We start from the raw sequence: 24,384 nt of genomic DNA, 5'->3' as shown, positions 1-24,384 counted from the left end.
GGCCGTCCTTTTTGCTGCGCCTTATATGCTATATACTCACCCTGTATTCATTAAATCGTGCAATGGGCCTATGCAACAACTAAATGAAAGCATTATCATCAACTTACTACAAGATAACATCCCGCAGTTGAGATTGATCTACCTATTTGGCTCCTATGCACAGGGCACGCAACACCGCAACAGTGATATCGATATAGCGGTACTCGCCGATGTCACTTTAGACAATATCGCCCGCTGGCAACTTGCCCAAAAACTCGCCTCAGCGTTAGATACTGATGTTGATCTTGTTGATTTACGCACGGCATCCACAGTGTTATGTCAGCAGGTAGTCACCCAAGGAAAGCGACTTTGGGGAACGCGACAAGATGATGAGATTTTTGCAGTGAAAACCATCTCAATGTACCAACATCTACAAGCTGAAAGACAAGCAATTATTGATGATGCAACGGCCAAAACAACAGCCAACGATCACAGGGGACGTCACTTTGAATGACATTATTATCAACAAAATAGCAACCATCAAACGCTGTATAAAACGCATCCAACAAGTTTATGGTGATGGCAGCATGTTCAAACAAGACTTCACCCTGCAAGATAGCGTTATCCTCAATTTACAACGCTGCTGCGAAGCCAGTATCGACATAGCAAACCATATTAACCGCCAACAACAACTGGGTATCCCCCAAAGTAGCCGTGATAGCTTTACACTACTTTCACAAAATAAAATAATTAATCAGCAGCTTGCAGACAACTTAAAGAAGATGGTTGGCCTAAGAAACATCGCAGTACATGACTATCAAGAACTCAACCTCGATATCGTTGTGCATGTTGTACAGCATCATCTTGAGGATTTTGAGCAATTTATTGAAGTGATAAAATTTTGTCCAAGAATGAGTTATTGAATCACTCTTGCCTAAAGCCGCTTAAACAAGCCCTGAGGAGCTCATAGGGCTTTTTTTAATTAAATCAAACTATTAACACTGACTAGGCAAGCGTAATCGCGTGTGGAATATCCGTAGGATATGGGTTTCATCTTGTTTCACCCTGCGGTTGTCGCAAAACGGCGTTCGTAGAAGCTAGAGCGAGTTTGCGAGCGTCCTAGCAGTTGCGAAGCAACGCCCTAGATTCTCGCGCCACGCAGTGACGTTCCGTAGCCGCAAAGCGGCGTTCGTAGAAGCTAAAAGCCTAGAGCCACATAGTAGCGTCCTAGGGCCGAAGGCCTCCTAGCAGCAGCGCTTTTTGCTGCGTCCTAGCAGTTGCGAAGCAACGCCCTAGATTCTCGCCCGAAGCGCCCGCTTTACGCCGCTCTTACTGCCTCTGCGATAAACTCGGCTTGAGTCTGTGTCATCAGATTATCCGTTGACTCCACCATCACCCGGATTAAAGGCTCTGTGCCGGACTTACGTAATAGCACGCGTCCTTGGTCGCCCAAAATCCCTTCCGCTTTTACCACCGCTTGCTTAACACTGTCTAAAGCCAAAATGCTGTCGGCACTGCCTGATGATAAACGCACATTAATAAGTACCTGCGGCAACTTAGTCATGCCCGCTTTAATGTCGGCTAAACGTTTGCCTGACTCTAAAATGGCTTTAAGTACCTGCAGGGACGCCACAATACCATCACCCGTTGAAGCATGCTTTAAACTCAAAATATGCCCAGAACCTTCGCCGCCCAGTTGCCAACCCGTTTCTTTAAGCTGCTCAACCACATAACGATCGCCCACCTTTGCACGTACAAAGGGAATGTCCATTTGCTTAAGGGCCAGTTCTAAACCAAGGTTTGACATTAAAGTACCAACCACACCGCCGACCATTTCACCTTTTTGGAACGCAGCTTGTGCCAGAATAAACAAAATCTCATCGCCATCAACCACATGGCCATTATGATCAACAAACATGACTCGGTCGGCATCACCATCGAGCGCAATACCTAAATCCGCTTCATTGATCATCACCGCAGATTGCAAGCTATCTAAATGTGTTGCGCCACAATGATCGTTAATGTTCACGCCGTTGGGTTTGTCATTAATGCTAATCACCTCGGCCCCTAACTCGCGATACACATTCGGGGCAATATGGTAGGCAGCACCATGGGCACTATCGACAACAATCTTTAATCCCGCCAAGCTTAAATGATTCGGGAAGGTTCCCTTACAAAACTCAATATAACGACCGGCAGCATCATCAATGCGACGCACTTTACCCAGTTTTTCAGAAGCAACACATTGCAACGCATTATGCTCAAGTGCTTGCTCTAATAGCGCTTCAATTTCAAGCTCTTGTGCATCATTTAGCTTGGTGCCTGTGTTTGAAAAAAACTTAATACCATTATCATAAAAAGGATTATGGGAAGCACTGATAACAACGCCTGCATCGGCCCTAAAAGTTGAAGCTAAATACGCCACTGCGGGCGTTGGCATCGGGCCAATTAATGCCACATTTACTCCCGCAGCAGAAAAACCCGCTTCCATTGCGGATTCCAGCATATACCCACTACTACGGGTATCCTTACCAATTAGCACCTCTTTAGTGCCTGTGGATGCGAGCACTGTACCTGCCGCCCAACCTAACTTCATCGCAAAATCAGGCGTAATTGGGAATTTACCTACTTTGCCACGCACACCATCAGTACCAAAATACTTCCTAGACATACAAAATCCTTAAAAACGCTAAAAGACAAAAAGCCAAATCCATGGGGATTTGGCTTTTAAAAAGATTTAACTTTGCAACATCTAAACGACATAAGACATTGAATCAAGAAACTAACGTTACCACTTTCGGTTTTGTATCAGCTGGTTTAAATAATTTCCTTTGCTGCCAAACTAGATCACAAATACCATCAGTTGGGGCGAAACCGGTTGGCGCCGCAAGTAAAATCTCACGGATCGCCTCATGGTTGAACTCATGGCATGCTTTGTCTAAACGATTAAGAATTAACTCTAATTCGGACCATGGCAGATAAATTTCATTTGCTGTCATAATCCGCTCATGGTCTGTACCTGTTACATCATCGCCAATCAGTAACTCTTCATACAATTTTTCACCAGGACGAAGGCCGGTAAATTCAATAGCGATATCACCATTGGGATTTGCTTCATCCTTCACATCATAACCACTTAAGCGGATCATTTTAGCTGCGAGATCAACGATTTTGACCGATTTTCCCATATCAAGTACAAAGACATCGCCGCCTTTACCCATAGCACCCGCTTGAATAACCAGCTGTGATGCTTCTGGAATCGTCATAAAAAAGCGGGTTATTTCAGGATGAGTAACAGTTACCGGACCGCCATTAGCGATCTGCTTACGGAACAATGGCACAACTGAACCAGAAGACCCTAGCACATTACCAAAACGCACCATACAAAAACGCGTTTGATGCACCTCTTTTGCTAATGCTTGCAATGCCAGTTCCGCCATACGTTTAGTGGTACCCATCACATTTGTAGGGCGCACGGCTTTATCGGTAGAGACCAAAACAAAGGTTTCTACATTTGCCGCAATCGCCGCTCTCGCGGTATACAAAGTACCAAATACGTTATTGCGAACACCTTCAACCACATTATGCTCAACTAGAGGCACATGCTTATAAGCTGCGGCATGGTAAACCGTTTGCACTTTAAACGCCTGCATTACCGCTTGCACACGGTTTTCACGCTGAACAGAACCCATGATAGGGACAATTTCAACATCAATACCAAGCTCATTAGCAGTCGCAGAAAGTTCACGGTCAATCGAATAAAGTGCGAACTCCGATAACTCGAATAAAACTAATTGCTTAGGTTGCTGCTTTAAAATCTGACGGCATAACTCAGAACCAATAGAGCCACCAGCACCTGTAACCATAACCACTTTATTCTTGATATTCGCAGTCAATAAATGCTGTCTTGGGGCAACAGAATCACGCCCCAATAAATCTTCAATTTCGACTTCTTTAACGTCACTAAATAACTTATCACCACTGACTAAATCAGCCATCGCGGGCAATGTCATCACCTTAACGCTAAGCGGCTCAAGCTGATTGATAATCTCTTGCCTGCGAGAGCGTGAGGCACTTGGCATCGCTAACAATACTCGTGCAGTGGCTTTTTGCTTAATTAACTTACGTAATTCCTGTGGTGCATGCACATGTAGGCCCTGGATCACGGTACCTTGCAACGATTCATCATCATCAACAAAAGCGATTGGATGATATTCATGGCTTTGCGCTAGCGCAATTGCCGTTTGGCGGCCGCTCACACCGGCACCATAAATTATCACAGGTTCACCACGACGATTCATACCCGCACCAACTAAAGACCGCATAAGCGAGCGCGCGCCGCCAACAAACACTAGCGCAAAGGCAGCATAAATAAAGGGAACGGTACGAGGTAAATCAACACCGCCATAATAGGCTAGTAAAACAAGGGCTATGGTAGAAATAACTACACCCGCAACGATAGCAGTAAACGCTTGCGAGCCGATATAACGCAGCACTGCGCGATACAGCCCCAACCGCACAAAACCAGCAATACTAATGGGTATTGTTAATGCTATTAGCCCCCAATATTGGGCCTTGAGTAATACTTCAACAGAGTCTAAACGCACCAATAACGCAAACCAAAAGGCAAACAGCAGAAAAACAGAGTCAATAGCGACACTGACCACACGCTTTTGTGACCGTTTTAACGAGAATAAAAACTGCAAAAATTCCATCTTTTGCTCCAATGACATTTTCTTCATAAGTTAACCAATAACACTGTCGTGTACACGACACCGCCCGATACATCAGGGAGCCGCATTATAGCACCATGATAGGATTTAAGATGCAACACCGTGGCACCGTCTGAGAGGTATTCAACAGTTCACCACATTCATTTCTTAAAAAGGGTCGAATGTAGCGTTACCACACTCAACATTTTGGCTACGCAAACCAAGCAGGGAAGGATGCATCCTTCGCGAGTAAACCACAACCAGATCCTGCCACCTAAAAACACCGCTCAACGCACCAGCCACCGACTGACTCATAGAGCTCGCGGCGAAAATAGGCTCCGAAATCGGCGCAACATGGCAGAACACATCGCTGCACAAAACAGCCCTGAGACAGTTTTTTCGGCCGTTCATCAAATTTGAGACAGATCCCAAAAACGCTAAACGTTACAAAACAACCGCCTAGCGTCACACGTCGAATAGATAGGATTAATAGGGCTACTTTACTGCATCGCCACTACCACTACCAGTAGCCGTCATCAGGATGTACTTAAAATAACGACCTAAGGTTAAGGTTTCGATCATTCGCTTGTCCGTTTGCGCAAGCAATTTAGGCGTGGACATATCAATATTTTGCACTTGCGCCAACCCAGTTACACCAGGTAACACATCATATACCCCTAAGGCATCACGCTCGACTATCAACTCTTCTTGGTTAAATAAGTTAGGCCTTGGGCCAACCAAACTCATCTCACCTTTTAGGACGTTAATCAGTTGTGGTAATTCATCTATTTTAGTCTTGCGCAAAAAACCGCCAAACTTAGTGATAGCAGCATTGCTTGCAAGATGACTCGCAACCGATGCAGTATCCTTGCTCATAGTACGAAACTTAATTAGCTTAAATGGCTTTTTATGCTTACCTACTCGAGTTTGAATAAAAATTGGTGAGCCAGTATCAAACAAACCGATAATGGTGACGATGAATAATATTGGCCAAAGTACAAGCAAACCAAAGAAGGCTGCTAAAAAATCGATTAGACGGATCATTTAAAAACTCTATTTATTTTTATTAAGAAGAAAAGCTTCTGCAGTCTCTTTAAAACCTTGTTCAAGCGTTTGCGGTGGAGCCCAACCTAGCGTGTTCTTGGTATGCGTAATATCAACTTGCAGGGAGCCTAATAATCTATCAACCACATCAGTCTTTCCAGTTAACTTGCCAACTAAGCGATAACACCACAAGGGGACTGGGAGTAATCTACTCGACTTCCCAAGTGCTTGTGACATATGCTTTACCATTGAGGCTGTAGATACATCATGGTCATCAGAAACTAAAAATACTTGGTTTACGGCATTTGGATGATCAATACAGGTAACAATTAAATCGACAAGATTGTTTACTGAAACCAGGCTACGTTTATTATCCTTAATACTGCCGAAAGGCAACGGTAAACCTTTTGAGACTAATTTCAGTAGTGAAGCAAAATTAGCCTTAACCCCTGGTCCGTAAACCAATGTAGGTCGAATGATGACGACTTCTAATCCAGTACGTTTAGCTAGCTCTAATAATTGTACTTCAGCTTCAGATTTGGATTGTCCATAAAAGTCTTTTGGGCATCTGTCATCACTTTCAGTAAAAGGTTTACCTATCTCAGTTGATTCACCATTAACTTTAATGGAACTTACAAAAATAAATCTTTTTACACCAGCTTCTACTGACTGTCTAGCAAGATTCATGGTTCCCGCTGTATTAACTTCACGGAAGTCACTTAACGGATTTGATGAATGGTCATTCATAACATGTACCCTAGCTGCAGCATGTATAACAACATCTACATTCTGCAAGTAAGATGAATAATTTGAATTTTTATCTATCTCTGCCTGACAAAATTTACACTGAGCTAGTTGAGGGTCTTTTCTACTCAACAAGCGCAGCTCTCTAGTATGTAAATCGGACGCTACAGCATGACCAACAAAACCTGTTGCACCTGTCAGAAGTATTGTTTTATCAAGCATCTTGCCTCACCAAACTCACTATGTCTTTAGCCATCTCTGCCATGATTTGTTCACGGGAGAACTTGGTTATGAATGTAGTTCTGGGACTGACCCCTAGCTCCAGAGCATCAAAAGCGCGATAGGCTTCTTCATCATTCCCGGGGTAAAAAACAGAGGAGTTACTTACCTCTTCATTCAAAAAATCTGCCGCATACCCTGCAACACCCGCCCACACGGGCTTACCTAACGCCGCGTACTCAAATATTTTTGACGGTAGCACTTTTTTAAATGCAGGATAGTCGTTTAAATGTAAAAATAAAATATCAGCGTTTTGATATTCACGAATTAATTCATTGCGGCTGACTGGGGGTAATAACTCAACGTTAGAGATATCCGCCAAATGCTGCTGGAGAATAGCTTTACGCCCACCATCGCCAATTACTCTGAACCTGGCTTTTCCTGCCAGACGATTTGCTAATGCAGGCAATATAGTATGTAACCCTTGCCCTTCGCCTATATTGCCGGCATAAAGTACAGTCACCGGACCTGAAACTTCAGAAACCACCGAAGATTGTGGAGCAACAGCCAGAAATTCATTATCAATACCATTGGTAAACCATCGGTATTCAGCCTTAGGATAACGACTGGAAAAATAGTCGGCAAAACCTTTGGAAACTAAATTAATACGTTTAGCACGATCAAAAGCGTAAGACTCAATCCAAGAGAATATCGGTTTTGCCAGCCAGGTAATTTTACTGGGTAATACATCTTTTATCGTGTCAACAAAGATATCTCTAATATCTAGATACAAGGGCAACTTCTTAGACGACGATATTCTTGCCCCAAGAAATGCAGTAAATAAACGCGACGAGGTAGCAAAAACTAAATCATAGTTCTTGTCGCGTGTCAGTTTCATAGCCTGGAGGTAAAATGTAGTGAAGGCTTTGATTTGATCTAACATTCCGCTTTTATGTGATGGCAACGCAACGCGGTGAATTTCAACTCCATCCTTAATTTCATGCTGAAGTGCAGACGCAGAGAATGTAGCATACCTATTCGGAAGCGTTGTAATAACCTCCAGTTCGATACCAGAATGCTTTTTTAATTGTTCAATTAAAGCTGTACATCGAAACGAGCCAGCACATAAATCCGGTTCATAGTAAAAAGACAAAACTAAAATTTTCAATATGGATTTCCTAGATTATAGAAAAGGTAATTTTCACTGAGTCTGCACTAAAATCTGCAACTATTTTATTCGAATTGATTGTTTCACCAAAACCAGGGTGCCAGGTTGAAGGCTGCACTCTCAACGGAACGTCACATTCTACCTTTAAGCGTTTACCACTATTAAGCAAAAGACCTAGCTCATTTTCAGATATTTGCTCAACCTTGACTGACGGATGCAAGTGCCAATGCACATTAGCGCAAATAAACTTACCCAGTAGTTTATCTAGAACTGTGATTTTTTTATCACTCGCTTTCACTTCGCGTAAATGCCTAACGTTACCTGCCAGCCTTTTATAACCATCATGCGAGGCAAGCAACATTACATTGTCATCAGTAGCTTGTGTTTGTATAAGCGTTGCATACGCGCGGCGAGCTACCCGAAAACCGCTCCAAACTTCTGATGAATCAGTATTGTCTATTACAACAGTGTTATGCGCTGCAGTCTTGCGTTGCCGCAAACGCTCTTCACTTATGCCGTATACTGAAGTACCGGAATTAACAAGCACACGTTCGTGCCCAACAGACCACTCTATGCTAAGGGTGTCAGCATGAGCATGACCCGGCAAATAATCAGGGCCTACGGCAGCATGATCGAAAAGTAAACTATGCTCAACCATTGAAACCCGGCTATAACCAGAGACGGGAAGTGTTACCAACTGAGCTAATGGCAGGTTGTCTATTTCCAACTTTAAGCTGGCAGCATAACTAAACAATTGCGCGGGCGTCGCTGCAATACCCATCGCGCTGTCATTAAAAAAGCTTACCTCGCCATCAGGATGCTGCATGACTCTTAACCAACTCAGTGCTTTCAAAGCTACACTGCGCCACTGAGGTAATTTTGCAACCAACTCATGCCGGCCGGTAATTTCAGCAAGATTAATCAAATCGAGTAGATCCCATAGCAAAATACAGTGGTACATCGGACTCAGTTCAAAATGGCCACCATCCGTTAAAAACTGCTCCGGTATTTCCCGCTGAAGAATTTTTAAGCCTAACTCAAGGTATTTTGCTGCTGATTTCCCCTGCAAAAAACAACCAACAAACACCAGTGCTTTAGCATTGGCAAATAAGTGATTGCCTAAAATATGGTATTCAAGCTGTTTACTTAGGGCTTTTGCCTGGAGATCTATACTGTGGACAATTTCAGGCTTATTCAGTTTTACTCTGTTGTACCACTTAATCCAGTTAACCAACCGCAAAGATAAGGGATAAGGCTCCCAACCATTGCCTGATACTGCGGGATTTTCTGCAATCCAACGCTCGACCAGAGCAAGTTGTGTTGCGGTTCTTTGCTTACTGTCTCGGGCATTTAAGTCATCGAAATAATGCAGGTTATATAGCCAGAGCTTTTCAAAGGCAGGGCTATTCCAGTCCTGCTCTGACTGAACCTGACCAGACAGGTTCAGAAAACAAACCTGGTTATCGCCTAAAAAAGACGGCTCAACCACCTCTGGTCCATCCCAAATCCAATCGGCAGCATTGCTAGAAGTAGAATCGGCAGGTAGGTTCTTTAATGGAAATAGCTTATAGAAAATTCTATAAGCTATTTGTTCAAAGCGCAGCGGTCTTACCGTGTGGTAAAGCCGCTGAAATTTATTCAGCAGCTGCATCCTTAGCCCTGTTGTATTCTTAACTGTTCAGCAATTTCAATAGACACTCTTGCCACTTCAAACACTTGTTCAGCTGGAATAGGGCATTCTTTGCCTTCATTAATCGCCGCTAAGAAAGCCTGACAGCAAGTGACTTGCCCTTTATCCTGACGCCACAAGTTCATTTTTGAGAAGCCAGGCCAACCAAAGCCTTTCAGTTTTAGGAAGTTATCCAATTGCAGCACCCGTCCAGCAGTGAATACTTCAATTCGTTCTTTTGGAAAACTTGAAGAACCATTGGCAAAGTATTGAATAGTGCCAAAAGATCCGTCAGCAAAACCCAGAATAATGGCAGCCTTGTCTTCCGTTATCGCCTGATGTGGATTGTCTCCCATACGCCGCGCCTGCACAGAGACTATTTCGGATCCCGCCAAGTAGCGCATTAAGTCTACAAAGTGACAAGCTTCGCCTATGATACGACCACCACCGACTGCATTATCCTGCGTCCAATGATCTTCGGGAATCGCTCCGGCGTTCATCGTCATAATAAATGACTTAGGCTCTTTAACTGCATTTAGCAACGATTTCATCTTTTGTATTTGCGGCGAGAACCGTCTATTAAAACCAAGCATTAGTAGTTGCTTACCGCCTGTCTGGCTATAGGCAGCTTCAACTTTCGTCAGTTCATCTATGGTTATCGCTAAAGGCTTTTCTACAAAAACGTGCTTACCGTTCAGTAAAGCTTGTTCAGTAAAATAAGCATGACTGTTGTGCTGTGTAACAATAACCGCAGCATTTATCTCGGTATTTTCAAGTAATGCTTGCGTATCAGTAGAGGCATTGGCAAAACCAGACTTCTCACCGTGAATAACACTGTTAATACCACCTGAAGTACTAATAGTATGCAACTGAGCACCGGCGGCTTTAAATGCAGGGATAAGCACCCGGGAGGCATAATTTCCAGCACCAATAAAGCCTAACGTTGGCTTATCAGCGTTAAATGAGGCCTGTGACAAACTAACAGAACGGATGTGCCGTTGTTTAAATTCACTGGGGTACTTTAATAAAATACCTAACGCAGTTTTGTCATCGGTTAAAACCGCATAAGCATCCGCCGCATTCTCGAATATAAAGCGGTGTGTAATTAAGGCTTCTACATTAAGCGCCCCCGCTGACAACATATCCAGCACAGCCTCAAAGTTACGTTGTTCCGTCCAACGAACAAAAGGCAGCGGGTAATCCATACCTTTTTGCTCGTAGTCTGGTTCATAGCGGCCAGGGCCGTAAGAGCAAGAAACTTGAAACGTTAATTCTTTTTCATAAAAATCAGCCCGGTTCAATTCAAGGCCTGTTACACCGACCAATACAATACGGCCGCGTTTACGGCTCATTCTTGCTGCTTGAGTCACTGGGTCATTCGACTTAGTAGAAGCGGTAATAATAACAGCATCAACGCCATGGCCGCGGCTAAACGCCATACCTGCAGCAACCGGGTCTTCACCGGCGCCGGGGTTACAAATTTCCGCACCAAATTGCTTAGCAAGTTCGAGCTTGCGTTGATCAAAATCAATAGCTAACACCCGGCAGCCCTGTGCACGCAGCAACTGCACAGTCAATAAACCTATTAAGCCCACCCCGGTAACTACAACTGATTCACCTAAGGTTGGCTCTACCAGCCTGATACCTTGCAAACCAATACTGGCAACAACCGTGAAAGCAGCCGCTTCATCACTAACATTGTCAGGTATTTTTGCGCATAAGTTTTTAGGAACCCGAGCAACATCGGCATGAGGACCATTAGACACTACTCTATCACCTGGCTTAAACTGCTCGGCGCCTTTACCAACCGCTTCTACAACACCTACGTTACAGTACCCCAAAGGAAGTGGCTGGCCCAATTTAGACCTCACTGCATCAACAGTTATCAAAAGCCCATCAGTCTGAACTTTCTCAAGCACCATTTTCACTTTTTCAGGTTGTTGACGGGCTTTATCAATCAATGACGCCTTTCCAAAATCGACTAGCATTCTCTCTGTACCAGCAGAAATTAAAGTTGTACTAGTATTAATAACTACATGATTAATAGTCACTTTCGGAGCTGGTGCCTCAACAATAGTTGAGCCACCTTTTGCCATATCCTGTAGAATTTGTTTCATTTATTTATACACCGTTATTCCATTTTTAAAATCTACTTCAATCTGCTTTGTCAACTTGGCTCCATCAACAATAAAAAATGGTGACAAATACCAACGCGTTAAAACCCAACAATCTGAATTTAAATTATTTCGCACATACTTTTCTGGGTTTGCTTTTACTACAACATTCATGTCATGAACAAACGACTCGACAAAAACATCTTCCCCATATTCATTTACACACATCTTAGTGATTTTTTTCGACTCATTTACCTGTAAAGGATAGCTTTCAGGATTCATATCTTCGGCAATATGCACAAATGACAAATAGCTCATAGGTACCCCTATGCCTATGACCTTTGGATTTAACTCCAACAACTTGTGATAAGGAGATCCTTTACCAAAGGGGTAGTCGCATTCATGATGTCCACTTAGAACTTCCGCAGACAAACCTACACTTGCAATTGACTTAGTTGGATGAAAACTTCGTATAGCATCTTTCCTTTTTCTCACGTATTCAGAAAACTCCCCCATACCTGAAGGAGTAAATTTAACATCGAATTTTTTATTAGAGCACATGAACTGTTTTGAGGACATTCTCGGAAAACAAGGCACTGAAATACTGCCATTCTCCCCGACAATATCTCTAATTATATTATACACTTGCTCTGAACTAAGCTTGGTATTTAGCAACGACAAAGAAGCATGAACGAATAAGTTATCACCTTTTTTTATTTTAAGTTGTTTTTCAAGTAACTCTCGAAGATCATCCTCTGTCAATTCCGGTAAAGTTCTAACGAGCTTTTGCCTTGCCTTAAACTCCCATTTTTTTAGCTTCTTTTTTGTTGATTCACTAATAAATTTAGCCAAGATAGATCTGACAAACAGTCGCATTTTAATTCTCGATATTCTGCAAGTAATACGAAGTGACAGTGTCATAACTGACACTATATTCAGCCTCTAACATTCTAAATAGTAGGTGGAGGTCATCGTTTTGATAACTAGTTTTCGAATGACCTATTAGCGTTATTGGGAACTTCAAGTTATGCGAACCGGCTTCTTTAATTCGCGCTTTAACCATTGCAAACAACGTGTTTGAAGGCATAAAGTTAAAATCAGCTAGCACAAAATCTCTCAACAAAATTTTCTTAAGTTTGCCGATGATATTTGTACCTTGGTCCGTTACCTTTGTGGCATAGAATCGCGTTACAATTGAATTAACGAATTTCCGTTTTTTTGAAAAATAATAAAATGGTGCCATAATAGTACTTTTTGTCAAAATTGGCAGTTCCAAAATTGTATTATTTCCATCAGATTCTAGGCATATATTATTATCCACAAACCAATATGGTTTTTTCGAGGTAATCCTAAAATCAAAGGTGCCGTAGTCACTTTTTAAATGAGCTCCCTTCGCAACAGTACTATCAACTTTGTAACCGGCCTCTAATAATGCAGAAACCAACTTTCCTGAATCCTGAGCAGACCAAGCACCAGCTCTAAATGCAAAGCAGGTATAGTTAGGATCAACCTGTTTCAATAGTCCCTCTAAAAAAGACTTGCCTTGTGATAATAAATCAACAATACGATCGTATTGTAGAGATGTAATGTCATACATATCTTTTTTTAAAGTAAAGCCTTTATCTCGGCTAAATGTCGCCTCCAACCATGTAGGGTGTAGATGAAATTGAACATCATGTCCTCGTTGCACTAAATCTTTTAGCTGCTCTTCTATAGCTAGATTCATTACTTTTAGCTTTGGATCTAATTCTGCGTATTTATTAAACGCCCAATATTGACCGTATTCGAAATAAACCGTCAGTCTAGCGCCATATTGTTCACATATATCCATTAAATGGTTAGTTGGTATTATCTGCTCTCTATAAACATCACCCGAGCCATCACCAAATATTTCATAATCCAATGTTATTTGGAGTGAGATGTTTCTTTTCAATGACTTTTTCCTTATTGAATCTTGCTAATACGCAGGGCTTACGGCTGAACGATCACGAATTAAACAGCAATGCAGATCCAGATAGTAGAGTCCGACAGTACATCGAGCGCATCAAACGTAGGAAGCATTCACGGTGTAGAGGTCAACTAAATTTGGCCACAGCTTTATAATTGTCCCAAAATCTTCTCTCTGATACATAGGGTCAACCATACATCGTTCATAAGCGAGACGAAAAAAACGGTTACATGTATTGACCGCCATTAATAGATATGTCTGTCCCCGTAATAAAGCCTGAGTAATTTCCAACCAAGAATGCCACAGCATTAGCGATTTCTTCAGGCTTTCCTAATCTCCCTACCGGAATTTCTTTTACAATAGACTCAATAACACTTCCAGGCATACTTGTTACCATTTGTGTTCCAACATATCCTGGAGATATGGAGTTTACAGTAACACCTTTTCTTGCCCCTTCAAGCGCTAATGATTTTGTAATCCCATAAATCCCTGCCTTTGCAGCAGCGTAATTAACTTGACCAAACTGACCTTTTTGGCCATTGATGGAAGAAATATTCACTATGCGTCCCCAACCGTTGTCACACATATCAGCGAATACAGCCTTAGACATATTAAAAACAGAATCTAAATTTGTACGAAGCACATTATTCCATTGCTCTTGAGTTATCTTTTTCATGGTTGCATCAGAAGTAATCCCTGCATTATTGATTAGAATATCAATAGTACCGAATTCCTTTTTAATGAGGTCTGCTAATTCCTGACAAGAACTGAAACACTCTACGTCAACAGGAAATATGCTGATGCTAAATCCATCTTTTATCATCTTTGCTTGCCACAATTTTGCCGCATCAACATTTTTCGTTCTATAAGCTGCAATGACTTTAAAACCATCATTATGAAGACGTTTACATATTTCCGTTCCAATCCCGCCTACAGCTCCAGTTACAATAACATTTTTGCTCATATAAATTAGTCCAAGAGAAATTAATTCTCTTCCTCTCCCAGTTACTAATAGGAAGCGAAAGATAAATATTAATCAAAAAGCTTAAAAAGCTTCTCACAGTTAATCTTACGATCGTGAAACTCCCTCGAAATTCTCGAGCTTTCACTTGAGTATTTTGCAACCAATCCCGGATTGTAATAAAACTTTTCCATTGCCAACCTTAATGACTCTACACATTTGGGTTTAATTAACTCTGCGTTTATGCCATCAATTGCAGAATCAGGTATAGCGCCAACGGGTGTTATAATAGCCGGTAGCCCCTGACTAATCGCTTCTAATAATGCATTTGGAAATCCTTCAGCGTACGTAGGCAACACAAATACGGAAGCTTTTTTTAGCAACCCATCAACTTCCTGGTGGCTTTGCCATCCCAACAACTCAACATTGTGCAAGTTTCTTTCTTTTACAAAAACGGTGATAGCATCAAGAGCGTCGCCGCCACCTGCTATCAAAACTTTACATTTTTTAAGGCATTCAGAAGAGTCAATGGCACTAACAAGTTCAAAAATTCCTTTACTTTTGACAACCCAGCCAACAAATAAGAATGTTAATTCTTCCGCAGCTCTTACTTCTTTTATATCTGTCGAGATACAGCGCGAAGGAGGTAACCAGTTTCTAATAATTGAAACCTTGTTTTTGGGCACCCCTAATGACTGGTAAAAATCAAGCCAGTTAGAACCTTGTGCACCAATGCTAGAAGGTATTTTCAAAAGCACCTTTGCAATGGTTCTTCTGATGACAGAGCTATTACACTGATCCATAAAATGCCCTGAGCGCACAAACAAAAGTGATTTTCTTTTGAACAGTTTGCAAATCAAAGCCAGTAACGATTTCTCATAGAAGCTAAAGCCTCCACTACTAAAAATAATAATACCCGATACATGTTCATTTGCTAAAATGCAAATCAATTGTGTAACTCTATTTAAAGCTTTCGATAATCTCTGCTTAAATGAAGGAGGAGGAAAGCTCTCTTGTGCAGAGTCAATGATCTTCAGGTCTATTCCATTATTTTTAGCATACTCAATCAAACCTAAGGACGCCGTTGTTTGTCCTCCAGCGTGATTATTTACGAGGTCCGGTTTTGCACCGACAAATACTATAGTCTTATTGGGTTTCATGAGTAATTTTTTCGTTTTTTACAAGCCATATCATTAAGTTAAGAGTCTTCCAAAGAGTAAAACCATGATTTCGTTGACCTGTTTTATGCTCAGCCATCATAGTTCTAATTTCCTTATAGTCGAGAAAGTCTGAGCCCTGACTCTCAAGCATGCTGAGAAAATCATTGAACAGTTCGTAAAGTGCTCCTTTTAACCAATAATGGAAAGGCACACCAAAACCCGTTTTGGCGCCAAATAATATTTCGTCTGGTACAATTCCTTTAAGCGCCTGTTTTAGTAGCCACTTTTTTTGACCTCTTTTGACTTTTATTGACGAAGGTAACGACATTACATACTCAGTTAAGTCATTTTCTAAAAATGGCACTCTAACTTCGATACTCGCAGCCATTGTCGAACGATCAACTTTGTCTAGAAAAATATCTGGAAGAATAAGCTGTGTATCTGTATATAGCATTTTCTGAACTAAGTCTTTATCAGAAAATCTACTGTCACATTTAACAAACTCTGCAAAAGGGTCAATATTTACTATTTTGCTTTGCAGACTTTTAGAAAAAATCCTACAAGGATTGAGCTCACGATCTTCTGAGGTCAACAACAATGCCATTAAGGTTGCGTCGTCCTTGCTCTTCAGCGCATTAATGTAACGCTTTCTAGCAAAGTGACTTGCATTAGTAGGCGTTAACGCATTAGCGAACTGCACAAACGGCAAAAATGGTTTCCAATAGTTTTTGGTTGCTAGCGTTTGGTATCGCTTATACCCCGCGAAAATCTCATCACCACCATCCCCCTGCAAAATGACTTTAACATCACCTTTTACCTTCTCACCTAAAAGCAACAGCGGTATATTGGCGGCATCAGAAAATGGCGAATCATGATGTTCAACCAATTTTTGAACGGTATCAGCCAGATCATAACCACTGATCACGAGTTCTTGATGGTCTGTTCCAAACTTTTCTGCAACAAGTTTTGCTTTAGGTAATTCGTTTACCCCTTTATCAAAGTCAAATCCAACGGAATAAGTTTTTAATTTACTTCCATACTTTTGCGAGGCAAAAGCAGTAATTGCTGAAGAGTCAATCCCTCCAGATAGAAAAACGCCTACTGGTACGTCAGAAACTAGTTGTTGGTGAACTGCCTTTTGCAAAAGCACTCTCACATTTCTCACAATCCCTTCTTGGGAACCAGCACTTTTGTGAGTAAACGGTTTAATATTCTCAGGTAGCCAGTAACTGTGGATGGCAGTTACTAATGATGATAAATCGATCTCCATATAGTGGCCAGGTAAAAGTTTTTGAATACCTTGATAAAAAGTGTCTTCACCAAATACACTTCCATAGTAAGACCACTGTGGCAATACATCAGTATTTAGTCTGAGCTCTTCTTCTGATAAATTTACGAGACTTTTTATCTCAGAAGCAAAATAAACCGCTGTACTTGAAATACGATAATGAAGTGGCTTGATTCCAAATCTATCTCTGACGATAATAACTTTGTTTTTGTTACTATCGTAAATAGCGAAGGCATACATACCATTTAACTTTGGAAACAAATCAACGCCAAAAATGTTATAACCTTTTAGTATTACCTCTGTATCGGTACTGCTTTCAAATTTAACCCCCTTCTGAATAAGCTCATCTCGGATTTCCATGAAGTTATATACTTCACCATTATACGTAATTACGTTGTTCAGATTTTTTTCACGCATAGGCTGATGGCCTGCACTACTTAAATCTAAAATACTAAGACGAACTTGACCAAAAGCAATGTTTTGCTGAAAGTATTTTCCTTTATCATCGGGTCCTCTATAGCTTATGCTTTCCAATGCATTATCAAGCTGCTTTTCAAAGCGTTGAGCATCTATCCCTTCCTTAGTAACAAATCCAACTATTCCACACATGCTAATTTTTCCCAATTATCATTTTGTGTTTAACTAACTCTTCTTCAGTAAATCGCATTCCGATGACTTTAGCAGGGACACCACCAACAATCGAATAAGCTGGTACAGATTTAGTAACCAAAGCACCTGCCGCTACAATTGCGCCCGTTTCAATTGTTACACCTTTTAAAATTATTGCGCCACAGCCAACCCATACGTCGTCTTCTATAACCACAGGAAGATCATTCTCAGGTAGCTTTTCCTTAACATCATACATATAAGCACCGACTATACTAGTGTTGTGGTCGCCACCCATTATGGTGACATTCGGACCAAACATAATTTTATTGCCCAGAGTGATTGAGCTAACGGATGCACTAAAGTTAGCTCCAGGACCAATATATACATCGTTACCGACTGAAATAGTGTGGTAAGAAAAATGGTCATCCGGGTCAAACACAAATCCACTCCCATATTTTTTAAATAATGGTCTGATGAGTAACATCTTTAGCCTTCGAAAAATTTTGGCTAACAGCAAAAAAAAATTAGGAAACATGAGTGCCATAATTTGACTTCCTACTCCAATTTATAAAAAATGCAAAAAATAAAACTAACATAGTTATTTGAAAATTGATTCGAGAGAATACAAGAATCTCTTTGCTATTAAAAAATAAAATTAAAAATAGCAAAATGATTGGCAAACTTTTTTCAGCTTTTGATAAATAGCTACAACAAATGATTTTTGTTATAGCAAATATATAAAACAAATAGTGAAAAATAGACCCAAGTATTCCATAACCCCACAACAACCTAAAATATCCAATGTCGGTATCAATGTCATATGTCGTATTGTTATTCAAATAGCTAGCCTTTCCAAACAATAGATGCAGGGATTCATCTGGAATTATAAACATTTCTGATAAACGAGAGACGGTGTTCACTTTTACACCTTCCCCCTGATTATAAGCAATGAATGAATCAAAGATTCTTTGAAATGCAGAAACAAAACTAACGTTCTGTGATAGTATATCGTAAAACAGAAACCACAATAATGAAAATGTAGCCAACAAAGATACGAGTACCCCCATAGAGGTAACTACCGCTCTTTTGAGTGAAATTAAAGCGCTCAAGTAAATAAGATACAATGGGCAAAACAGAAAAGCAGTTATAAAACCACTTCGCCCAGCCATAAAAACAGACAGGATTATTAACGGGAAAGTTAGGAATACAATAAATTTTTGGCTGCTAGAATTAGTTTGAACAAAAAGAAAAACTCCCAAGATTAGACCGCAACTTTGTACTATTGATAACTGCGCACCACCTGCTCCAGTCAATCCAGCCATTCTTGTTGCTTGATATATTTCTAATACATATTTAGCTGTTGTATACTGATAAATGAAATTTCTAAAATCAACATTAAAGAACTGTATAGTCATTATTAAAGCATGAAGCAGTATGGCTAAATATATAATATATACAAATGAGTACATGCTAAATCTAGGATTTTCATGTATAACATAGTGGCAAAGAACTGCTATTCCAAATATTACAGGAATAACCCTAACAGGCCTTAAGATAGGTCTTAAGGCATACTGAACTCCATACGTATCCAAAAGAACTGCATTCGCTAGACAAAGAGCCATAATAATAAGTAAGAAAGTAACAAGCTGATAGATAAATCTGTTACTAAATACAACACTTTTCCTTAAAGCACCGAATAGCATTAACACAATGCATGTGAAAAAGCTTAGATCAACGACTTCCCCCAGTGAAGTGTCCAACACAGGGCCATAGATAATAAAAAAAATAGAAATGAACAAAATAGCATTTATTTTCAAAGTATCAGTACTTATTTGAGACCCAAAAATGGGATTTAAACATTTGAATTGATGATTTCGCTATGTCACAGTTAGTCATCTAGTCATCAAAAAGAATTAAATTTAAATGTACTTACTACGATAAGCCATATTTATCATCATCGCGGCGAAGTAGTTGACTATCACAGCGAGTGCTGCTCCATAAACTGAATATTTATTCATCAGAAAAATTGAATTAATACTGCCAAAAACTCCAATCAATAGAGTTGTAAATGATAATTGTATCCCATGGCCTCGTTTTATCCAAAATGGTGAAACGATCGAGCAGTAGAAATAAGGGATGAATCCTAAAGCTAAGATTGCGTATAACCAAATTATTTCGGTGGATAAGTTAATCCAAGAACGCAGTTGTGACAATACTAACAAAGAAAGTGGAAAAAGTAGTAAAAAAACAACGGCTACTTTCTTGAGAAGTTGCATTTGTGATTTTATCAGCAATCTTGAGTCTTTATATACTACCTTATCGTGATTAAACATTTGCACCATTTGAGGCATAACACAAAGCAAAGCAAACAGTCTAACTGCAATATCATAATTGGCGACATCTTCAAGTGTCAAATAGGCGTTAACTAATACTAAGCTAATAGACGAAAACATTACACCGCCGATAGTATCTATATGTAATTTCATCCCCGATTTAAACACGAGATTCTTGTATTTTGGTTTAGCACTTTTTAGCGACATAACTCTATAAAAAACACCTGCACTCAGCAAAAATTCGAGAAAGAAAATGGTAGAAATAAATAATAAAAAATTTTCAAAAGCTATTTTGTCAACTAGAGCAATCCATACTAATCCAATCATAACCGCAAAATTAGACACTAGTGATATCGAGTTGTATATCTTTAGTTTTGACGATAACGAATATAGATAAGCGCCAACTTGTATCCACACATAGTAGAAAACAGCCGGGTAAAAATATTTGATAGTTTCAATTGGTATATTACCATAAAAATTTATTAAATATTTTTTAAGTACCAAATGTGAAATAAAAGACAGTATAACCAGTAAAAGCGAAACAGTTATAGCACTGATATAAAGGCTACCATTGTCTAGATCTTTACCCTTCGCTCTTTCTAGTAACGCAATTAGACCTTTACCTATAGTAAAAGAGCTTATTGCACCGACTAGGCTAAAAGTGGCGATCAATCCTGCCACCACTCCCCTTGACTCAGAGCCATAAAGCCAAATCGTCGTACCTATAATCAAAAACTGAACGAACACAGTGAGGTAACGAATTAAAATGGTATAGAGCATGCTAGTGACTTTTTCTTTTTCGGTATGACGAGAAGTTTTTCTTCAAAGAATAAAGCATATATAACAACCTCGGGGTGATTCTAAGCCTATGAATAACCTGATGGTAAGAACCTAAATAAGTGCCATCTTTAGCGCTTTCTTCAATGAGTTCATTAAACAATTGATAGTTCTTTTGTTCCAATGCTCTCAATGAACGTTCGAAATTAATTCTAGCCAGTCCATAAATTATTGATTTTCTAGATACCCCAAAGGATTCAGCAATCTTAAGCGTTAAAATAAAGTCTTGACGAACTTGTTCTATTTTTTCTGTATTTGAAAAAACTACACTATTTGGGTTGTTCCTATAGGCTCCCAAAACCTCATCAATATAAGCAATCTTTCCGTGTCGAGCATGAATAATGTGCATCAGCCAATCAAAAACAATTTTTGTAGGAAGGGTTAGCTCTATATCTTCTATTGTACTTCTTCGAAACATTTTAGCGCTATGACATAACCCTGCACCATACTTAACTAACTCTTCTATCGTTACTTTCTCAGCTCGGTTAGAGTCGTTATAAAATCGAATAAATTTATTCGTTTTATCTTCAAAAACTTTCATGTTGTGAAAACATGCACTTACATCAAGATTCTTGTCTAAGTAATCTGATTGAGTCTGCAGCTTATTTGGATACATGAGATCATCGCCATCCAAGTGGGCAATGTATTCGCCTTTACAAGCAGCTAAAACATCTAAGTAGTTTTGGTTTGCACCAACGTTAGAGTCGTGAAGAACCAAACTTATATTATTATATCGTTCGGAGAACTCCTTCAGTATCTCTTGAGTTCCGTCTTTAGAAGCATCGTCTCCAATGACAATTTCAAAGTCAAAACTAGACTGCTGAGATGCGACACTTGTCAACACATCTCGGATAAAGTTCTCAGCATTATACGTAATTATAGCAACACTAACTTTTGGTTTATTCATCACTTAACAAGCTCTGCAGATAACCGAATATACACTTTTGAACCATCGGGTCTTAAGTAGTAAGCGTTGTTAAAATCACCATGGCTTAACGCTCTAAGCAGGTCAATGTGATCGCGAAGCGTTCCAATATGATCTAAATTCAGCTTACACAGTGCTTTAAAGTCACTTATTCCGTTGTAATTGCCTTTTTCATACGACAGTTTTTGCTGGTAATTAGCAAATACTAAGTCAGCCAAATGGTCCTTTAACAGATCCATTTCAGTTTGCTGAACTCTTTCATAAACATTTAATGACGTGTCCCACTCGAAAATAGGCACTTCTTTCTGAAATAAAATGGCGCCATCATCAATTTCTTCATTCATTAGGTGGATGGTACATCCAACTGGCTTTTTATTGATGATTGAGAAAACCTGCGGAAACCAACCACGATTATGTGGGTTTAAGCCAGGGTGGATATTAATGCAACGCACGTTATTAACTAATTCTGATGGAAATATCTGCTTGCAATGCGCGGAAACAACCAATTCGTAATGCTCAACAATATGTGCAACATCTTTCTCAGATTTTACATTTATTGATGTTAAACCTAAGGAGATAAGTGATGCTGGGTTCTTGTTTATAGCGCTGTAGCGATAATCAAAAGTTACGCTCTGAAATTTATCAGCATTAACTGCCACAAGGTTTTGTATAAAACTAACTAACGGCTTGTTGTCGGAGACAATCAGAACATGCATCATTTGCCACCCACTATTTTTCTAATTTCACTACAAACATAAGTAACTTCTTGTTCGCTTAATGCCGTGTATAGCGGAAGGCACAGCGTTGTGTTAGCACCATGTTCAGACACCGGGCAAGGAGTGTTATCAGCAGCACCATAACAGTTAATCTTATTTATAGATGGACTGAAATAACGTCTTGCAAATACACCAGAAGCTTTTAATCCATCTAACACTTTGCTGGTTATATGTTCATCATTGAACATCACTGGCATATAGGCACCGTTTAAACTCGCTCCATCGAGCCATGCTGGCATGGTGGCAATGCCGCAGAGTTGTTTTGCATAAAGTTCGAATAGATTTACCCGATGGCTAAGTATTGTTTCTATATCGTCAAGAACAGCCAAACCCATTGCTGCATGTACTTCACTCATTTTGGTATTAATACCACTATCAACAATGTTAATTGTTTTAGTATCTATACCAAAGTTTGTCATCAATACAGCGCGCTCATAGTCATCGCTATTTTTAAAGATCACTGCGCCACCTTCAACACTGTGAAACACCTTGGTAGCATGGAAGCTTAGGGTAGACGCATCGCCATAATTTAGTACGCTATTACCATTAACCTTAACGCCAAAGGCATGGGCAGCATCGTAAATCACTTTCACCTTGTGCTCTTTGCCTATTTGTTCAAACGCTTCGACATCACAAGGGTTACCGTATACATGCACTGGCACTATCGCTGTGGTGTCGGAATCTATGGCCTGGCGGGCTTTATTCGGGCATAAGTTATAACTTAGCGGGTCAATGTCAGCAAACTTAGGGGTTACACCTTCCCATGCCAAACTACTGCTGGTGGCAATAAATGTAAAAGGCGTAGTTACCGCATTGCCTTTTAAATTAAATACTTTATAGGCAAGTTGCATGGCGAGGGTGCCATTAGCCACTGGCAATAAGTTTTTTACGCCCAGATACTCTTCCAGCCGTACTTTTAGTTCCTGAACTAAGGGGCCGTTGTTTGTTAACCAGGCTTTATCATAAACGCGTTCAAGGTACTTGGTGTATTTTTTAAATGCAGGTAAATAAGGTTTATTAACTGGAATCATTTTGCTTTCACCAACTCAGCCAAATACTGGCCATAGCTATTTTTTGCCATCGTATTGGCTATACGACTGATGTCAGACTGTGTCAGCCAACCATTTAAATAAGCAATCTCTTCCAGCACCGCGACTTTAAAGCCCTGTCGATGCTCGATGGTTTGTACAAAAGAAGATGCTTCAAGTAAGCTGTCGTAAGTGCCAGTGTCCAGCCAAGCAAACCCCCGGCCCAACATTTCAACCTGCAATGCACCGCGTTTTAAGTACTCACGATTAACACAGGTAATTTCTAGCTCACCACGTGCTGAAGGTTGAATATTTTTCGCTATGTCGATGACATCGTTATCATAAAAATACAAGCCGGTAACGGCATAGTTTGATTTAGGTTTAAGCGGCTTTTCTTCTATAGATATCGCTTTACGATTTTCATCAAACTCGACTACACCAAATCTCTCTGGATCACGCACCTGATAGCCAAATACAGTCGCTCCGGATGGACGCATTGCAGCTTGCTTTAATTTCGGGCTAAAACCCTGGCCGTAAAAAATATTATCGCCCAGCACTAGGCACACATTGTCGTTACCGATAAAGCTTTCGCCGATAATAAAAGCTTGCGCCAGGCCATCAGGGCTTGGCTGTATGGCGTAACTTAAATTAATGCCAAAATCACTACCATCACTTAATAGTCGCTTAAAGGCGGGCTGGTCTTCCGGCGTAGTAATAATAAGAATATCACGAATACCGGCCAACATTAGTACCGACAACGGGTAGTAGATCATCGGTTTGTCGTACACTGGCAGTAACTGCTTAGATACACCACGGGTTATCGGATAAAGCCGGGTACCAGAGCCACCGGCTAGTATTATGCCTTTCATG

21 protein-coding genes are annotated in these 24,384 nt (G+C 40.3%); 2 read left to right on the top strand and 19 right to left on the bottom strand.

Annotated elements, in window-relative coordinates; genetic code table 11:
• Nucleotides 1-70 precede the first annotated feature (70 nt).
• Together mntA and hepT are read left to right on the top strand one after the other, a co-directional pair.
• Nucleotides 71-493 carry a type VII toxin-antitoxin system MntA family adenylyltransferase antitoxin gene (gene mntA / locus CEQ32_RS00575; protein ID WP_088585314.1) on the top strand — a complete coding sequence of 141 codons (423 nt, stop codon included), beginning with the start codon at nucleotides 71-73 and terminating at the stop codon, nucleotides 491-493.
• The gene (gene hepT, locus CEQ32_RS00570) at nucleotides 486-902 is read left to right on the top strand and encodes a type VII toxin-antitoxin system HepT family RNase toxin (RefSeq protein ID WP_088585313.1); all 417 of its coding nucleotides are present in this window, start codon (nucleotides 486-488) and stop codon (nucleotides 900-902) included. Before mntA ends, hepT begins: the two co-directional genes overlap by 8 nt.
• Nucleotides 903-1,297: 395 nt before the next feature.
• Here the strand turns inward: hepT and glmM are convergent, their stop codons facing one another.
• The 19 genes from glmM to rfbA all read right to left on the bottom strand — a co-directional run bounded on the left by glmM (nucleotide 1,298) and on the right by rfbA (nucleotide 24,383).
• Nucleotides 1,298-2,650, bottom strand: a complete 1,353-nt coding sequence (glmM, locus tag CEQ32_RS00560; protein WP_088585312.1) for a phosphoglucosamine mutase — start codon at nucleotides 2,648-2,650, stop codon at nucleotides 1,298-1,300.
• Nucleotides 2,651-2,753: 103 nt separating this feature from the next.
• On the bottom strand, nucleotides 2,754-4,694 hold the full coding sequence (locus CEQ32_RS00555) for a polysaccharide biosynthesis protein (protein ID WP_088585311.1): 1,941 nt from the start codon (nucleotides 4,692-4,694) through the stop codon (nucleotides 2,754-2,756).
• 492 nt (nucleotides 4,695-5,186) lie between these two features.
• Nucleotides 5,187-5,735, bottom strand: coding sequence for a sugar transferase (locus tag CEQ32_RS00550; RefSeq protein ID WP_088211952.1), 549 nt, complete (start codon nucleotides 5,733-5,735; stop codon nucleotides 5,187-5,189).
• Nucleotides 5,736-5,744: 9 nt separating this feature from the next.
• Nucleotides 5,745-6,701 carry a UDP-glucose 4-epimerase family protein gene (locus CEQ32_RS00545; protein WP_088211953.1) on the bottom strand — a complete coding sequence of 319 codons (957 nt, stop codon included), beginning with the start codon at nucleotides 6,699-6,701 and terminating at the stop codon, nucleotides 5,745-5,747.
• Complete coding sequence (locus CEQ32_RS00540) at nucleotides 6,694-7,866, bottom strand: glycosyltransferase family 4 protein (protein WP_088585310.1); 1,173 nt, start codon at nucleotides 7,864-7,866, stop codon at nucleotides 6,694-6,696. The genes CEQ32_RS00545 and CEQ32_RS00540 overlap by 8 nt, the downstream gene beginning before the upstream one ends.
• Nucleotides 7,867-7,876: 10 nt before the next feature.
• The gene (locus CEQ32_RS00535; protein ID WP_088211955.1) at nucleotides 7,877-9,517 is read right to left on the bottom strand and encodes a heparinase II/III family protein; all 1,641 of its coding nucleotides are present in this window, start codon (nucleotides 9,515-9,517) and stop codon (nucleotides 7,877-7,879) included.
• A gap of 2 nt (nucleotides 9,518-9,519) precedes the next feature.
• A complete protein-coding gene (locus CEQ32_RS00530) occupies nucleotides 9,520-11,652 on the bottom strand; it encodes a bi-domain-containing oxidoreductase (RefSeq protein WP_088211956.1) in 2,133 nt (710 codons plus the stop codon).
• Entirely contained in the window at nucleotides 11,653-12,501 is an 849-nt protein-coding gene (locus CEQ32_RS00525) for an AAC(3) family N-acetyltransferase (protein ID WP_176399943.1), read from the bottom strand.
• Between the two features lie 25 nt (nucleotides 12,502-12,526).
• Entirely contained in the window at nucleotides 12,527-13,582 is a 1,056-nt protein-coding gene (locus tag CEQ32_RS00520; protein ID WP_088211958.1) for a hypothetical protein, read from the bottom strand.
• A 241-nt stretch (nucleotides 13,583-13,823) separates the two neighbouring features.
• A complete protein-coding gene (phbB, locus tag CEQ32_RS00515) occupies nucleotides 13,824-14,561 on the bottom strand; it encodes an acetoacetyl-CoA reductase (RefSeq protein WP_088211959.1) in 738 nt (245 codons plus the stop codon).
• 68 nt (nucleotides 14,562-14,629) lie between these two features.
• On the bottom strand, nucleotides 14,630-15,718 hold the full coding sequence (locus tag CEQ32_RS00510) for a glycosyltransferase family 4 protein (protein WP_088211960.1): 1,089 nt from the start codon (nucleotides 15,716-15,718) through the stop codon (nucleotides 14,630-14,632).
• Nucleotides 15,705-17,615 carry an asparagine synthase (glutamine-hydrolyzing) gene (gene asnB, locus CEQ32_RS00505; protein WP_088585309.1) on the bottom strand — a complete coding sequence of 637 codons (1,911 nt, stop codon included), beginning with the start codon at nucleotides 17,613-17,615 and terminating at the stop codon, nucleotides 15,705-15,707. Before asnB ends, CEQ32_RS00510 begins: the two co-directional genes overlap by 14 nt.
• Nucleotide 17,616: 1 nt before the next feature.
• Complete coding sequence (locus tag CEQ32_RS00500; protein WP_088211962.1) at nucleotides 17,617-18,159, bottom strand: acyltransferase; 543 nt, start codon at nucleotides 18,157-18,159, stop codon at nucleotides 17,617-17,619.
• On the bottom strand, nucleotides 18,140-19,432 hold the full coding sequence (locus tag CEQ32_RS00495) for a hypothetical protein (RefSeq protein WP_122040724.1): 1,293 nt from the start codon (nucleotides 19,430-19,432) through the stop codon (nucleotides 18,140-18,142). The genes CEQ32_RS00500 and CEQ32_RS00495 overlap by 20 nt, the downstream gene beginning before the upstream one ends.
• A 102-nt stretch (nucleotides 19,433-19,534) precedes the next feature.
• Nucleotides 19,535-20,728, bottom strand: coding sequence for a hypothetical protein (locus tag CEQ32_RS00490; protein ID WP_088211964.1), 1,194 nt, complete (start codon nucleotides 20,726-20,728; stop codon nucleotides 19,535-19,537).
• Nucleotide 20,729: 1 nt separating this feature from the next.
• Entirely contained in the window at nucleotides 20,730-21,692 is a 963-nt protein-coding gene (locus CEQ32_RS00485) for a glycosyltransferase family 2 protein (RefSeq protein ID WP_088211965.1), read from the bottom strand.
• Nucleotides 21,692-22,429, bottom strand: coding sequence for a dTDP-4-amino-4,6-dideoxyglucose formyltransferase (locus CEQ32_RS00480; protein WP_088211966.1), 738 nt, complete (start codon nucleotides 22,427-22,429; stop codon nucleotides 21,692-21,694). The genes CEQ32_RS00485 and CEQ32_RS00480 overlap by 1 nt, the downstream gene beginning before the upstream one ends.
• Complete coding sequence (locus CEQ32_RS00475; RefSeq protein ID WP_088585305.1) at nucleotides 22,426-23,517, bottom strand: DegT/DnrJ/EryC1/StrS family aminotransferase; 1,092 nt, start codon at nucleotides 23,515-23,517, stop codon at nucleotides 22,426-22,428. Before CEQ32_RS00475 ends, CEQ32_RS00480 begins: the two co-directional genes overlap by 4 nt.
• Nucleotides 23,514-24,383: a glucose-1-phosphate thymidylyltransferase RfbA gene (gene rfbA / locus CEQ32_RS00470; RefSeq protein WP_088211968.1), complete on the bottom strand. Its 870-nt coding sequence runs from the start codon at nucleotides 24,381-24,383 to the stop codon at nucleotides 23,514-23,516. The genes CEQ32_RS00475 and rfbA overlap by 4 nt, the downstream gene beginning before the upstream one ends.
• Nucleotide 24,384 lies beyond the last annotated feature (1 nt).

The organism is Shewanella sp. FDAARGOS_354 (assembly GCF_002209245.2).
Lineage (GTDB): Bacteria > Pseudomonadota > Gammaproteobacteria > Enterobacterales > Shewanellaceae > Shewanella > Shewanella xiamenensis.
This window is presented reverse-complemented; position numbering and strand designations above follow the sequence as displayed.

Excerpts from the sequence above, each read along its gene's own strand:
- mntA (WP_088585314.1), top strand. The coding sequence starts at position 71 with ATGCAACAACTAAATGAAAGCATTATCATCAACTTACTACAAGATAAC.
- glmM (WP_088585312.1), bottom strand. The coding sequence starts at position 2,650 with ATGTCTAGGAAGTATTTTGGTACTGATGGTGTGCGTGGCAAAGTAGGT.
- CEQ32_RS00555 (WP_088585311.1), bottom strand. The coding sequence starts at position 4,694 with ATGGAATTTTTGCAGTTTTTATTCTCGTTAAAACGGTCACAAAAGCGT.
- CEQ32_RS00550 (WP_088211952.1), bottom strand. The coding sequence starts at position 5,735 with ATGATCCGTCTAATCGATTTTTTAGCAGCCTTCTTTGGTTTGCTTGTA.
- CEQ32_RS00545 (WP_088211953.1), bottom strand. The coding sequence starts at position 6,701 with ATGCTTGATAAAACAATACTTCTGACAGGTGCAACAGGTTTTGTTGGT.
- CEQ32_RS00535 (WP_088211955.1), bottom strand. The coding sequence starts at position 9,517 with ATGCAGCTGCTGAATAAATTTCAGCGGCTTTACCACACGGTAAGACCG.
- CEQ32_RS00530 (WP_088211956.1), bottom strand. The coding sequence starts at position 11,652 with ATGAAACAAATTCTACAGGATATGGCAAAAGGTGGCTCAACTATTGTT.
- phbB (WP_088211959.1), bottom strand. The coding sequence starts at position 14,561 with ATGAGCAAAAATGTTATTGTAACTGGAGCTGTAGGCGGGATTGGAACG.
- CEQ32_RS00510 (WP_088211960.1), bottom strand. The coding sequence starts at position 15,718 with ATGAAACCCAATAAGACTATAGTATTTGTCGGTGCAAAACCGGACCTC.
- asnB (WP_088585309.1), bottom strand. The coding sequence starts at position 17,615 with ATGTGTGGAATAGTTGGATTTGTTACTAAGGAAGGGATAGATGCTCAA.
- CEQ32_RS00500 (WP_088211962.1), bottom strand. The coding sequence starts at position 18,159 with ATGGCACTCATGTTTCCTAATTTTTTTTTGCTGTTAGCCAAAATTTTT.
- CEQ32_RS00490 (WP_088211964.1), bottom strand. The coding sequence starts at position 20,728 with ATGCTCTATACCATTTTAATTCGTTACCTCACTGTGTTCGTTCAGTTT.
- CEQ32_RS00485 (WP_088211965.1), bottom strand. The coding sequence starts at position 21,692 with ATGAATAAACCAAAAGTTAGTGTTGCTATAATTACGTATAATGCTGAG.
- CEQ32_RS00480 (WP_088211966.1), bottom strand. The coding sequence starts at position 22,429 with ATGATGCATGTTCTGATTGTCTCCGACAACAAGCCGTTAGTTAGTTTT.
- CEQ32_RS00475 (WP_088585305.1), bottom strand. The coding sequence starts at position 23,517 with ATGATTCCAGTTAATAAACCTTATTTACCTGCATTTAAAAAATACACC.
- rfbA (WP_088211968.1), bottom strand. The coding sequence starts at position 24,383 with ATGAAAGGCATAATACTAGCCGGTGGCTCTGGTACCCGGCTTTATCCG.